General features: G+C 40.1%; 13 protein-coding genes. 9 read left to right on the top strand and 4 right to left on the bottom strand.

The window, feature by feature from the left end; all coding sequences use genetic code 11:
• Positions 1-56 precede the first annotated feature (56 nt).
• Positions 57-920: a polyamine aminopropyltransferase gene (gene speE / locus GQR46_RS00830; protein ID WP_007584590.1), complete on the bottom strand. Its 864-nt coding sequence runs from the start codon at positions 918-920 to the stop codon at positions 57-59.
• A gap of 198 nt (positions 921-1118) precedes the next feature.
• Here speE and speA point away from each other — a divergent pair, with 198 nt between their 5' ends.
• From speA to GQR46_RS00850, 4 genes are read left to right on the top strand one after another with little or no spacing between them, the layout of a single operon-like run.
• On the top strand, positions 1119-2999 hold the full coding sequence (speA, locus tag GQR46_RS00835; protein ID WP_165739388.1) for a biosynthetic arginine decarboxylase: 1881 nt from the start codon (positions 1119-1121) through the stop codon (positions 2997-2999).
• 60 nt (positions 3000-3059) lie between these two features.
• Positions 3060-3938, top strand: coding sequence for an acyltransferase (locus tag GQR46_RS00840; RefSeq protein ID WP_024594279.1), 879 nt, complete (start codon positions 3060-3062; stop codon positions 3936-3938).
• 25 nt (positions 3939-3963) lie between these two features.
• Entirely contained in the window at positions 3964-4884 is a 921-nt protein-coding gene (locus GQR46_RS00845) for an acetyltransferase (RefSeq protein WP_024591377.1), read from the top strand.
• Complete coding sequence (locus GQR46_RS00850; RefSeq protein WP_007584595.1) at positions 4881-6140, top strand: mechanosensitive ion channel domain-containing protein; 1260 nt, start codon at positions 4881-4883, stop codon at positions 6138-6140. Before GQR46_RS00845 ends, GQR46_RS00850 begins: the two co-directional genes overlap by 4 nt.
• On the opposite strand, the gene chrA is transcribed toward GQR46_RS00850, so the two are convergent.
• Positions 6097-7251: a chromate efflux transporter gene (chrA, locus tag GQR46_RS00855; RefSeq protein WP_165739389.1), complete on the bottom strand. Its 1155-nt coding sequence runs from the start codon at positions 7249-7251 to the stop codon at positions 6097-6099. The genes GQR46_RS00850 and chrA overlap by 44 nt on opposite strands.
• Before the next feature lie 190 nt (positions 7252-7441).
• Here chrA and GQR46_RS00860 point away from each other — a divergent pair, with 190 nt between their 5' ends.
• Positions 7442-8074, top strand: a complete 633-nt coding sequence (locus tag GQR46_RS00860) for an OmpA family protein (protein WP_165739391.1) — start codon at positions 7442-7444, stop codon at positions 8072-8074.
• Here the strand turns inward: GQR46_RS00860 and GQR46_RS00865 are convergent.
• Entirely contained in the window at positions 8071-9849 is a 1779-nt protein-coding gene (locus tag GQR46_RS00865; RefSeq protein ID WP_165739394.1) for an ABC transporter transmembrane domain-containing protein, read from the bottom strand. The two genes, GQR46_RS00860 and GQR46_RS00865, sit on opposite strands and share 4 nt — an antisense overlap.
• A gap of 88 nt (positions 9850-9937) precedes the next feature.
• On the opposite strand from GQR46_RS00865, the gene GQR46_RS00870 reads away from it, so the two are divergent.
• From GQR46_RS00870 to GQR46_RS00885, 4 genes are all read left to right on the top strand, one after another.
• Positions 9938-10336 carry a DUF3224 domain-containing protein gene (locus GQR46_RS00870; protein ID WP_165739396.1) on the top strand — a complete coding sequence of 133 codons (399 nt, stop codon included), beginning with the start codon at positions 9938-9940 and terminating at the stop codon, positions 10334-10336.
• A 181-nt stretch (positions 10337-10517) separates the two neighbouring features.
• Positions 10518-11135 carry a LysE family translocator gene (locus tag GQR46_RS00875; protein ID WP_165739398.1) on the top strand — a complete coding sequence of 206 codons (618 nt, stop codon included), beginning with the start codon at positions 10518-10520 and terminating at the stop codon, positions 11133-11135.
• 66 nt (positions 11136-11201) lie between these two features.
• A complete protein-coding gene (locus GQR46_RS00880) occupies positions 11202-11747 on the top strand; it encodes a PH domain-containing protein (protein WP_165729086.1) in 546 nt (181 codons plus the stop codon).
• Between the two features lie 45 nt (positions 11748-11792).
• Positions 11793-12188, top strand: a complete 396-nt coding sequence (locus GQR46_RS00885) for a DUF1801 domain-containing protein (RefSeq protein WP_165729087.1) — start codon at positions 11793-11795, stop codon at positions 12186-12188.
• 22 nt (positions 12189-12210) lie between these two features.
• On the opposite strand, the gene GQR46_RS00890 is transcribed toward GQR46_RS00885, so the two are convergent.
• Positions 12211-12555, bottom strand: coding sequence for a rhodanese-like domain-containing protein (locus GQR46_RS00890; RefSeq protein WP_165729088.1), 345 nt, complete (start codon positions 12553-12555; stop codon positions 12211-12213).
• Positions 12556-12783 lie beyond the last annotated feature (228 nt).

Consider the following 12783-nt stretch of genomic DNA (forward strand, 5'->3'; position numbering starts at 1 on the left):
CATAAAAAAGGGAGCATTTAAATGCTCCCTTTTTAGTTTAATAAAATTGGTATAGATTATTTTTTATCGAATGCGCGTTTCATGTAGTTAGGTGTAGCGAGTGCACCATGGTGAATACCGTTGTTATAGTACTCGCTGTGCTGTGCAATATTTGCAGCTGCATCTTCTCTAAAACCGTCAAATGCTTGTGATTTACGTGCAAGTGTTACTGACCATAAACCGCTTGGGTAAATTGGTTGTGGAAATGGTAATGTTTGTAAATCGTTAAAGCCTACGCTTAACATTGCTTCGCGCATTTCAACTAATAGTGGCATGTGCATAAGTGGTGATTCACTTTGTTGTACTAAAATACCACCTGGGCGCAGTGCATCTAAACAGCTTGTGTAAAACGCATGGTTAAATAAACCCTCACCTGGACCTACCGGATCTGTGCCATCAACAATCACTACGTCGATAGATTCGCCAGCGGCTTCGCGCATGTATTTAATACCGTCGTCAAACATAACAGTTGCACGGGCGTCGTTATTAGATTCACAAAGCTCTGGGAAGTATTTTAACGACATTTGCGTTACTACTTCGTCGATATCTATTTGCGTTACAGTTTCTACGCCTGGGTGTTTTAATACTTCGCGTAAAGTACCGCAGTCGCCGCCGCCAATAATAACGACGTTTTTAGGGTTTGGATGCGCTAAAAGTGCAGGGTGGCTGATCATCTCATGATAAAAGAAGTTTTCGCGAGTTGTTACCATAGTACACCCGTCGATGATCATTAAATTACCAAAGTCTGTGGTTTCAAACATTTCTACCTTTTGAAAAGGAGACTGTTTTTCATCTAACTTTTTATTAATACGTAATGAAAATGCGCTGCCATCGCGGTCGCTAATTTCAGTAAACCACTTACTTTGATCTAAATTTGCCATAGTTACTATTACACTTTTTAGGTTGAGTATGAAAAAGGGGCAATTCTGCCAGTGCTTGGCGTTTTGCTCAATGACATTTTAACTGATTTGACGAATAAAGTTAGTTAGGAGTGAGTGAAAGTTCAATTTTTGTTAGCCTAGTGGATAGTGACGTATTAAAATGCGCCTTTATACCTAATTGACTAAAGAAGAGTTGCCATGACCTGGGGTTTAGAAACAGCACGCGCCACTTATAACGTTGCTCATTGGAGTGATGGTTATTTTGATATTAACGCACAAGGCGAACTGGTGGCTTACCCAGATGGCGACCAAACAAAACCGGCCATTTCTTTAACGCAATTAACTGAGCAGTTTAAGCAACAAGGTTTAACGTTGCCGGTTTTAGTACGCTTTACTGATATTTTAAAAAATCGTGTAGACACACTTACTAACGCGTTTACGCAGGCGCGAGCAAATCGCGAATATAACGGAAAATACACCTGTGTTTACCCAATTAAAGTAAATCAACAACGTTCTGTAGTAAGTAAACTATTAGCGCATCCAAGCGGGCTTGTTGGCCTAGAAGCAGGCTCAAAGCCAGAACTTATGGCTATTTTGGGTGTAGCAAAAGAGCCAATCACAATAGTGTGTAACGGCTATAAAGACAGTGAGTTTTTACGCCTAGCGTGTATTGGTCAAGCAATGGGCCACAGCGTAAAAATTGTGGTAGAAAAGCTTTCAGAACTGACCACACTACTTGAAGAAATAGACAACCTAGGCATTGAGCCAGCTATTGGTATTCGCATTCGCCTAAACTCAGTAGGCAAAGGCAAGTGGCAAAACACGGGCGGCGAAAAAGGCAAGTTTGGTTTAACAGCAGGCCAAGTACTAAGTGCTGTTGAAGTGCTTAAAAAGCATAATAAGCTGCACTTAATGCAAATGGTGCATTTTCATATTGGTTCTCAAATTGCCAACATTCGTGATATTCACCGTGCTTTACGTGAATGTGCACGCCACTTTGCTGAGCTTACACAATTAAACGTACCGTTAAATACAGTTGATGTGGGCGGCGGCTTAGGCGTTGATTACGAGGGCTCTGGCTCGCGTAGTGCGTGTTCAATGAATTACACCGTAGAAGAGTATGCGCGTAACGTAGTGAATGCATTTGCAGAAGTGTGCGATCAGCATAACCTTACGCATCCGGCCATTATCACCGAGTCGGGGCGTGCTTTAACTGCTCACCATGCGGTATTAATTACCGATGTAATTGACGTAGAAAAAGCGCCTAATCATTTAAATCCAGAGTCACCGCTTGAAAATAGCGCATTAGTGCTTGATGAAATGTGGCAGTGTTTACAGCGTTTAAACCCGCGTATGGCATTAGAAATTTATCACGACGCTATGCACTTATTTAGCGAAGCGCACGATCAGTACGTGCATGGCTTAGTAAGCATGCTAGAGTGGGCGAAAATAGAGCAGCTTTACTTTACTATTTTACATCGTGTACGTGCATCGCTTAGTAATAACGCGCGCGCGCATCGTGAAGTACTCGACGATTTAAATGAAAAGCTTGCTGATAAACTCTTTGTTAACTTTTCATTATTTCAGTCGTTGCCTGATGTATGGGGTATTCAGCAGTTGTTTCCTGTTATGCCAATCGAAAACTTAACTCAGCCACTGACTCAGCGCGCGATTATTCAAGATATTACCTGCGATTCTGACGGGCAAATTCGCGAATACGTTGAAGGCGCTGGTATCGAAACCAGCCTACCAATACCAGAATATAAGCATGGCGAGCAATACCACATTGCTATGTTTATGGTAGGCGCGTATCAAGAGATTCTAGGTGATTTACATAACCTATTTGGTGACACTGATTCGGTGCACGTAGAGCTTAACGACGACGGCTACGTGTTAACCAATGCTATAAAAGGTGATAGCGTTAAGGATGTATTAAAGTTTGTTGACTATGATAGCGCCATTTTAGCTGACAACTTTGCGTACCAAGTTAATAAACTTGATGTATCGACGCAGTGTAAAGAAGGTTATTTAGCTGAGCTTAATGCAGGCCTTGAAGGCTATACCTATTTTGAAGATTAATTTGTAAGCAACTGAAAGCGCAGTATTAGTGGCTGCGCAATGTTTAAAGGAATGGAAGTAATGTCAGTTATTCGCAGTGTATTTAGTATTATTTTTTACACAATAAACACACTTTTTTGGTTTGTGCCTATTTTTGTTTGTGGGCTTATAAAGCTTATCCCTATTAAGCCTCTACAAAAGCTTATGAGCTGGGCAGCTAAGCAATTTGCAACTATTTGGGTTACCTTTAATAGCTTAAATCAAGCGTTATTCACGCCAACTAAACTTAATGTAACTGGCCTTGAAGACCTTAAACTAAAAGATTGGTACCTAGTAATTGCAAATCACCAAAGCTGGGTCGATATTTTAGTATTACAGCGCGTGTTTAATCGTAAAATTCCATTTTTAAACTTCTTTTTGAAAAAAGAGCTTATTTACGTGCCTATTTTAGGTTTGTGTTGGTGGGCGCTTGATTTTCCGTTTATGACTCGCACGAGTAAAAGCCAATTAAAAAAGAATCCAAAGCTGCGTGGCAAAGATTTAGAAACCACGCGCAAAGCCTGCGAAAAATTTAAAGAGATGCCAGTAAGTGTGGTTAACTTTGTAGAAGGCACTCGTTTTACTACGCAAAAGCATGAGCGCCAAAATAGCCCGTTCCCACATTTATTAAAACCAAAAGCGGGCGGTATTGCTTTTGTAATGCAAGCAATGGGCGAGCAAATTACTAAAGTGGTTAACGTTACCATTCAGTACCCAGATGGTATTCCTACTTTTATGGATTTTGCTGGTGGTAAGGTAAAAAATATCAACGTACACGTGGAAGTAAGGCCGGTAAGCGAAGAGCTTATTGGTGACTACACCGGTGATTCTGAATTTAGAGTTCGCTTTCAAAGCGAGTTAAACCGCTTATGGGAAAACAAAGAGCAAACACTACAATCGCTCGAAAAAACCCATAAGTAAAAGGTAAAAATATGAGCTTACAGTTATGCTAAAAAAGTGGTTACCAAATTGGCTTAACGGCTTAATTGTAGGCTGCGTATTGTTTTCTAACATGATACTTTTTGGCTCGCTAGTATTTGTACTGGGCCTTATTAAGTTATTACTGCCTTTGCCTGTGGTTAACTCTATATTACACAGCGCTTACCGAGGTTGGTGTAACGGCAACCGTTTAGGGCTTTGGTTAGGTTGCCCTAACATTGTGGTTGATATAAGTGGCGACTTAAACTCAAAAAGTTGGTATTTACTTATTTGTAACCACGCGAGTTGGTTAGATATAACTGTACTTAGCTCATTACATGCATTGCCTGCCCCTAAGTTCTTTTTAAAAGACGGGTTAAAGTACATGCCTTTTATTGGCACTGGTGCGTGGGCTATGGGTATGCCGTTTATGAAACGGGTAAGCAAAGCGCAGCTTGCTAAAAATCCAAAGTTGAAAGGGTTGGATGTAGAGCGCACGAAGCGTAGCTGTCGTAATTTTCGTCATCATCCTACTACCATCATTAATTTTGTTGAAGGTACACGCTATACGCCAGCCAAACATAATCTGCAACAAAGTCCTTTTAAGCATTTATTAAAGCCCAAAGCGGGTGGCATTGCTTTTGCGCTTGAAGTATTAGCCGATCAATTTGATGCCATGCTTAATACAAGTTTAGTATACAGCGGTAAGACAGATCACGTTTGTCGTAACTTGCTAAAAGGTGAGCTAGATTCTATTTATGTTTCAATAGACGTAACGCCCATTAATGACAATATGCAGGGCAGCTATCAAAGCGATGACGTATTTAAAGTTAATTTTCAACATTATGTGAATGAGCTATGGGTTGCTAAAGATCAGCAGCTTGCCGACATTTATGCTCAACAAGATTTACCTGAACCACAAATCAGTAAGGAAATTGAAACACTATGACCAACACCCATCTTCAGGAATTAATTGCTCCTTGGTTTGAAAAAGTACCCGACGCGGATTTTCTTAGCTCAATTACCGCAGTCTCAATAGGGATATTTTCTTTATTAATTGTTTACTTATTTACTCGTAGATTAATGTTACCTGGCATTCAAAAAATAGTGACGAGGCTTTCTCCTGAGCGAATTGGTGCGCTTTCTCCTATGCTTAATAAGCTAAATAAACGTATTGCCGGAATGCTGTGCTGCGTATTGTTTTTAGCTACGTTTGATAGCGTATACCCAGTTAATGAAATTGCAGGAGAAATACTAAAAACAATAGGACAAGCTTTGCTTATTATTTATGCGGGTTTTATTTTTAGTAGTATTGTGAGCATTGCGGGTACTATTTATAACCAGTTAGAGTTTGCACGCGAAGTCCCTATTCAGGGCTTAATTCAGGTTGTTAAGCTAATAACCTTTATTGTGTGTGCAATTTTAATTGTGAGCATTTTTCTTGAGAAGTCACCTACTTATATTCTCTCTGGCTTTGGTGCTATTGCTGCCGTTACGTTATTAGTATTTAAAGACACTATTTTAGGCTTTGTAGCCAGTATTCAAATAGCAGCAAATCGCCTAGTAACCTATGGTGATTGGATTCAAGTAGAAAATTACGGCGCCGATGGCGAAGTAATTGATTTGGGTTTAAACACTGTAAAGGTACGTAACTGGGATAACACCATAACAACTATTCCAACTTATATGCTGGTAGCGGGTTCATTTAAAAACTGGCGCGGCATGCAAGAGTCGGGCGGTAGACGTATTAAACGTTCACTCAATATTGATATGCACAGTATTTGTTTAGTGGGTGATGAGTTTAGAAAACAAATTGATGCGGCTATTCCGCTGCACGACTATATTCGAGTGACGACATTACCTGCTCAGGTTTCTAATTTAGGGTTATTTCGTCGCTATGCTGAAGGCTATTTAAAACAGCACAGTAAAATTAATACGTCGCTTACGTTAATGGTACGAGAGCTACAACCACTAAACCATGGTTTACCTATTGAGTTTTATTGCTTTAGTGAAGACAAACGCTGGATTTCGTACGAGCATTTACAAGCCGAAATAATGGATCATTTACTTGCCGTGTTGCCGGTGTTTGGGCTTAGGGCGTATCAAAGTGTTAGTGGGCAATTAAGCCCACCGAGTGAGCAACAAACAGATAAGCCAACGTTTAGAGTAATGGCAAATAGTGTTGTAAAAGACCCACAGCAATAAATAAAGCTAAGAGCCACCAAATAGGTGGCTTTTTAAATCGCAGCCATGCAAATGTAATTATTACTAACGCAACTTGCCAAAGGTTATGCACCGCTGATGTCCAAATTGGCGAATACAGTGCAGCCGCTAAAAAACCTACTACCGCGGCATTAAGCGCCGCTATTGAGCTTGCAAAACGTGGCTTACTTGCCAAGTTAATCCAGCTCTTTTGGAATGCGAGTATAAGTAAAAAACCAGGCATAAATATAAGCAGTGTAGCTATAAGAGCACCCACTAAAGGTTGTTCTGTAGTAAGTTGTGCGCCTAAGTAAGTAGCAATAGTAAACATAGGCCCAGGCACTGCTTGTGCACTCGCGTAAGCACTTAAAAACTGATCATCACTCAATGCTGGTACGCCAGCTTGAAGTACCGGCAGTACTACGTGTCCGCCGCCAAACACCATTGCACCTGCCTGGTAAAAAGGGGCAAACAAAGCAAACTCATGTCCTAGTGGAATAAAGCTAACACCAAGTAAGAGCGCAAATAACCCCAGTGCAATCCAATTAATATTACTTTTTGTACTGCTAACATTTTCTGTGGCTGTACCCAGTTTTAATAAAGGCCATATAGCACCTATTGTTGCAGCGGTTATTAAAATAGCGATTTGAGTTCCCATCATTGGAAATAGCACCAAAGCAAGTGTACTCATTACCGCAAGTAACTTAAGCGCAGCACTTTTACAAAAGCTTTTAGCCATACTAAGTGTTGCATCAGCAACTATAACAACGGCAAATAACTTTAAGCCTGCAATAATAGCAAAGTAAACAGCGTCAAACTGATGAGCACTAACCGCAAGCAGCACCATTATTAAAAACGAAGGCAGCGTAAAACCTACAAAGGCAGCTATACCACCCAGTACTCCAGCACGCTCAACACCAATAGCAAAACTAACTTGGCTAGAGCCAGGCCCAGGCAGTGCTTGGCTTAAACTAATAAGTTGTGCATAACGGGTGTTAGTTAACCAATTTAACGAGTCTACAAAGTGGCGTTTAAAGTAACCTAAATGCGCAGCGGGGCCACCAAAGCTCATACACCCTAGTAAAAAAAACTGTCTAAAAATAGCAATTAACATTGCGCCATTATCCTTTGTAAAATTCGTCAAATTGTCACTGTGTAGTATGACATTTTTATTAAAATGACACATTAGTTTGGTGTCTGTTTAACAATCAAGCAAGATGCGTTGGTTTTAACACCCTCTTCATAGTTTGTTCATACATGTATTTGCATACTCTTGCTAAATTCTTAATGAATAGGGTATCACCATGACTTTAACTAAATCACTTTTAAGCGTAACCGTACTAGCCGTATTACTTTCTGGTTGTGAAATGAATAATGCAGGTAAAGGCGCAGCAATTGGCGCTGCCGCAGGTGGCGTATTAGGTAAAGCTACGAGTAACCATAAAGATAAACGCTTTTTTATTGGTGCAGCAATTGGGGCACTTGCGGGTGCTGCTGTTGGCGACTACATGGATAAACAAGAAGCGGCTTTTCGTGATGAGTTAGCGGGTTCAGGTGTTGAAGTAGTGCGTGAAGGTGATAACTTACGTTTAGTAATGCCATCAAATATTACGTTTGCGACTGCTCAGTCTTATATTTCATCAGGCTTTAACGATACGTTAGATGCAATTGCTAAAGTAATGAACAAGTACGAAAAAACCTACTTAAGTGTAGAAGGTCATACCGACAGTACGGGTAAAGATAGCTTCAACATGAATCTATCGCGTGAACGCGCACAAAGTGTGAAAGACTACTTAGTGAACCAACAAATTATGGCTACACGTATTAGCACTATGGGCTATGGCGAAACACGCCCAATTGCAACTAATGATAGTGCAAATGGCCGTGCTCAAAACCGCCGTGTAGAAATTCAGATAGTGCCAAATACCGAAGGTTAATCCTTATTAAACTGTAATTCACACAGTTTTTGATACAGCGGGTTACTTACTAACAACTCTTGGTGAGTACCCGTTGCTATAATCTCCCCATTTTCCATCACTACAATTACATCGGCATGTTTAACCGTTGCCAGCCTATGGGCAATAATTAATGTTGTTCTGTTTTGCATTAAATGCTCAAGTGCAGCTTGTACATGGTGTTCGCTTTGCGCATCCAGCGCGCTGGTGGCTTCATCAAGAAGAAGTATTTCAGGGTCTTTTAATATGGCACGTGCAAGCACAATACGCTGCTTCTGCCCACCCGATAACCTCACACCCTGCTCACCTAAAAAGCTGTTATAACCTTGCGGTAACTGTTTGATAAATTCATCGGCATGCGCATACTTTGCTGCAGCGTATACTTGCTCGTCGGTTGCACTTGGGTTGCCGTAACGAATGTTATGCATTACATCGGAGCTAAACAAAATAGGGTTTTGCGCTACCATGCCCATTTTATTGCGCAGAGTATTAAGCGATAAATCTTTAATGTTTACATCTTTAAATTTAATGGCTCCGCTAGCCGGATCGTAAAAGCGCTGTAGTAATTCAAATAACGTTGTTTTACCTGCACCAGAAGGGCCAACAATTGCCACGGTTTGGCCTTGATTTATATTTAGGCTTATTTTATTAAGCGCGCTTACGTCTGGGCGAGAGGGATAGTTGAAGCTTATATTTTCAAGCGTAATAGCAGGGCTGCTACTTTCTTGCAGTAAATTACTATCTTGTGGGTTTAGCGGGTTTTCTATTTCACTTTTAACAGCAAGTAACTCAAGCAGCCTTGCCGCCGCGCCTGCTGCGCGTTGTAGCTCGCCATATACTTCAGCAACGGTTGCCACCGACATTGCAACCATAATAGCGTAAAACACAAATGCACCTAGCTCGCCCCCGGTCATGGTACCTGCAAGTACATCGTTGCCACCTACCCATAGCATAGCGCTAATGGCACTAAAGGTTAAAAAAATCACTACGGCTATTAAAAACGAACGCTGTTTAATGCGTTTTTTAGCCACGTTAAAGGCTTTTTCGGTCTCAAGTGCAAAGGCATGTTGCTCTTGTTCTTCATGGCTATAGCTTTGCACTACTTTAATATTTTGTATGATTTCTCCGGCATAGGTACTTATGTCGGCAATGGCATCTTGGCTTGAGCTGGCTAGTTTGCGTACCTTTCGACCAAATATCATCATAGGAACAAGTACCAGCGGTACACAGGCTACAACCACTAAAGTAAGTTTTAAATTAGTAAACAGCAGCATAGCGAGTCCACCAATCAACATAAGTACACTGCGCAGCGCCATAGAAAATGATGAGCCGATAATTGATTGCAGTAGTGTGGTGTCGGTGGTTAAACGCGACATAAGCTCGCCACTGCGGTTTTCTTCAAAGTAGCTAGGGTGCAAGGTAACAATGCGATTAAACACGGCTTTTCGAATATCGTTACTGACTCGTTCGCCAATCCACGACATTAAATAAAAACGGCTAAAGGTGCCTATTGCTAATAAGCTGATTAAGCCAATGAGTACCAGTACAGCTTGTTGCAATTGCTCCTTGGAGCCTGCAATAAACCCATGATCAATAACAAACTTAACCCCCTGACCTAGTGATAAGTTAACACCCGCAGTGACCAATAGCGCGGCTAGCGCAGCGGCTACCATCCATTTGTAAGGTTTTATAAAAGCAAAAACAGGTAATAAGCTGCTAAAAGCGGCTTTTTCGGATGCAGAGGTGTTTTTTGACATAGTGGATTCTTTTTAAAGGTTAAGGTATAGATATGGCATCATCGGATTAAAAATCAATAGTATTAAATATCATCAATAAGGAATTGTTATGACAACAAAAATAATAAGTGGTGAATTTACAGTGGCTTTAGCGCTAATTGAAGGTTACGCCAATGGGCAGCAAGGTATTAACTTAGGACGTATGTCGATTGATAAAACATTTAAAGGTGACTTAAATGCTACAAGCCAAGGCGAGATGCTTAGCGCAATGACGCCAACCCAAGGTAGTGCCGGTTATGTTGCCATAGAGCAAGTGATAGGTGAGCTTGACGGCAAAAAAGGCAGTTTTGTATTGCAGCATTTTGGCACTATGGATAAAGGCCAAGACAGCCTAATTTTAAATGTAATCCCCGACTCAGGCACTAATGAGCTAGAAGGATTAACTGGCAGCATGAAAATACGTGTTGAGCAGGGCATTCACTATTACGATTTTGAATACAGCTTATAAAGTGGATAACAAACAATGCAAAAAATAGTAGAATTTAAAAAGCGTGGTTTTTAGTAACGACATTGATGTAAATGATTTAAATGAGCGCATATACCGCTAAAATCAAGAAGGTTGGAAAGTAATAAGGCCAAATAATGGCCTATATATTATTAATAGAAAACGATGAACTATAAGGACAAAAATGACATTAGCAGCATGGTTTAGTTTAGTACTTGTATGCATGATGGGTGCAATGTCGCCAGGCCCAAGCCTTGCAGTTGTACTAAAGCATACAATGAGTGGCGGAATGAAAAACGGTATGCTTGCTGCACTTAGCCATGGCGTGGGTGTTGGGCTTTATGCGGCCGCTTCGTTACTTGGTTTGGGGACATTGATGGCTCAATTTCCAACGGTATACCAAGTGCTTGTATATTTGGGTGCTGGATATTTAGCCTATTTAGGTTTAAAAATACTATTAGCAAAACCCAATAATGACGAACTGCAAGTACAAAAAAGCGAGGTAAGTGCAACTAAAGCGCTGCAAGATGGATTCGCCATTGCATTTTTAAACCCTAAATTAGCCATTTTCTTTTTAGCGTTGTTTTCGCAGTTTATAGACCCGCAAAATCTCACTTTAAGCATTGGCATTATTATGTGCTTAACCGTGTTTATAATTGATACAGGTTGGTATTTGCTAGTTGCAGTACTTACTGAGGTTTCAAAAAATCGCTTTGGTTTTACTAAGCAAAACCCATGGCTTGATAAAATACTGGGTATTGTGTTTATTGCCCTTGCTATAAAAGTCGTTATTAGTTTGTAAGATTGAGTAGAGATTATTGAAGTTTACAGAGTGTATTTGTAGTTATATAGATAAAGGATTAAAACAATGACAAAACATATTTTAAAAAGTGCTTCATTCGATTACAAGGTAAAACAATATTGGATGGTTACTACCTCGCTATTTGCAATGTTGGCTCTTGTTACTATACCGCTTATACCTATCATTTTACTTATCGTATGGCTGGTGGGCGGGCGAATACTCGCAGCTATGTCGGCTGACTTATTACCACAAAAATTGGTAGTTAAACGTGGCATATTATTTAAAGAAGAAAAATCTATTCCGCTTGAAAAAATAACTGATGTTGGATTAAGCCAAGGGCCGTTAATGCGACTGTTTGGGTTATATCGTTTAAGCTTTGAAACGGCAGGGCAGTCAGGAAATGGGGCTTTAGTGTCTTTGCTTGGTGTAGTTAATGCGAGTGAGTTTAGAGAAGCGATACTTGAGCAAAAAGATGTATTGGCTAATCAAGGTAAAACTTCGCAGCAGGCGACAGAACAAAGTGAGAAAGAGCTACTGAGAGCACTTACTTATAGTGTTAAAAATATTGAGCAGATGCTACTTGTTTTACTTGATGAAAGGCAGCAAAAGTAACTTATTTTTAAATACAGCCAATATCTTGCTTATAAGGATGTTTTTGTGACTACGGATATTGAAAATATATTTAATAATTATCCTCAGATAACTAAAAGTACGCTTATAAAATTACGGGAGCTAATTTATACCGTAGCACAAGAGCAAAACTTGGGAGCTGTGGAGGAGTCAATAAAGTGGGGAGAGCCAAGCTATAGCACAATAAATGGCAGCCCCATTCGCATTGGCTTTAAAGGATCATCATGTTATTTGTTTTTTCATTGCCAATCAAAGCTCGTAATTACATTTAGAGAATTATATTCTCATAATCTCACTTTTGAAGGAAATAGAGCAATAGTGTTAAATAGTGAAAAGCCATTACCAGAGTACCCACTTAAAGCGTGTATTAAATTAGCACTGACTTATCACAGCGTTAAACACCTACCTTTGTTAGGTGCATAACTGCAAGCACTTAAGTAGATGCTTAAAACACGCTACATATTTGGCTTGCATCACAGGTAATAACACTAACGTTTTCATAACCAACACGTGTTAGCGCTTCTGCACCAAGGGTTGCACGTGCACCACTGGCACAGTGTAAGTAAATTGGGCGTGTTGCATCTTTTTCTATTTCCATCAACTTCATTTCGAGTAACCCGCGCGGAATATTTATTGCTCCAACAGCTGCATTTGTTGCGTGTTCTGCTGGTTCGCGCACATCAATAAGTAAGCCTTTATTTTGTTCAAGCTCGAGCTTTGCTTGTGCTGCGTCAATACGGCGCTGGTTAGGTGTGATAATTTTAAGTAAATCAGGGATTGATGTAAGCATGCTTTTTTATTCCTTAAGGTTACGTTTGCGTAATTGTGTGATCATCAAATACAAACAACTAATAGCAGATTGAATTGAGTTTAGTGTAATAAAAACAGTAAGCCATATTCATCTAGGATCAAAATATTGCAGCTATACAAATACGGCAATTATGAGTCCCGCAATTAAAAAATGAGCTATTCAATTTTATTTAGTGTTTTATTTACTATATTCGTTTTTTCTATATTA

It is taken from the genome of Pseudoalteromonas sp. Z1A6 (genome assembly GCF_011378745.1).
Classification (GTDB): domain Bacteria; phylum Pseudomonadota; class Gammaproteobacteria; order Enterobacterales; family Alteromonadaceae; genus Pseudoalteromonas; species Pseudoalteromonas arctica.

Coding starts and splice junctions, on each gene's coding strand:
- speE (WP_007584590.1), bottom strand. CDS start 920: ATGGCAAATTTAGATCAAAGTAAGTGGTTTACTGAAATTAGCGACCGC.
- speA (WP_165739388.1), top strand. CDS start 1,119: ATGACCTGGGGTTTAGAAACAGCACGCGCCACTTATAACGTTGCTCAT.
- GQR46_RS00840 (WP_024594279.1), top strand. CDS start 3,060: ATGTCAGTTATTCGCAGTGTATTTAGTATTATTTTTTACACAATAAAC.
- GQR46_RS00845 (WP_024591377.1), top strand. CDS start 3,964: ATGCTAAAAAAGTGGTTACCAAATTGGCTTAACGGCTTAATTGTAGGC.
- GQR46_RS00850 (WP_007584595.1), top strand. CDS start 4,881: ATGACCAACACCCATCTTCAGGAATTAATTGCTCCTTGGTTTGAAAAA.
- chrA (WP_165739389.1), bottom strand. CDS start 7,251: ATGTTAATTGCTATTTTTAGACAGTTTTTTTTACTAGGGTGTATGAGC.
- GQR46_RS00860 (WP_165739391.1), top strand. CDS start 7,442: ATGACTTTAACTAAATCACTTTTAAGCGTAACCGTACTAGCCGTATTA.
- GQR46_RS00865 (WP_165739394.1), bottom strand. CDS start 9,849: ATGTCAAAAAACACCTCTGCATCCGAAAAAGCCGCTTTTAGCAGCTTA.
- GQR46_RS00870 (WP_165739396.1), top strand. CDS start 9,938: ATGACAACAAAAATAATAAGTGGTGAATTTACAGTGGCTTTAGCGCTA.
- GQR46_RS00875 (WP_165739398.1), top strand. CDS start 10,518: ATGACATTAGCAGCATGGTTTAGTTTAGTACTTGTATGCATGATGGGT.
- GQR46_RS00880 (WP_165729086.1), top strand. CDS start 11,202: ATGACAAAACATATTTTAAAAAGTGCTTCATTCGATTACAAGGTAAAA.
- GQR46_RS00890 (WP_165729088.1), bottom strand. CDS start 12,555: ATGCTTACATCAATCCCTGATTTACTTAAAATTATCACACCTAACCAG.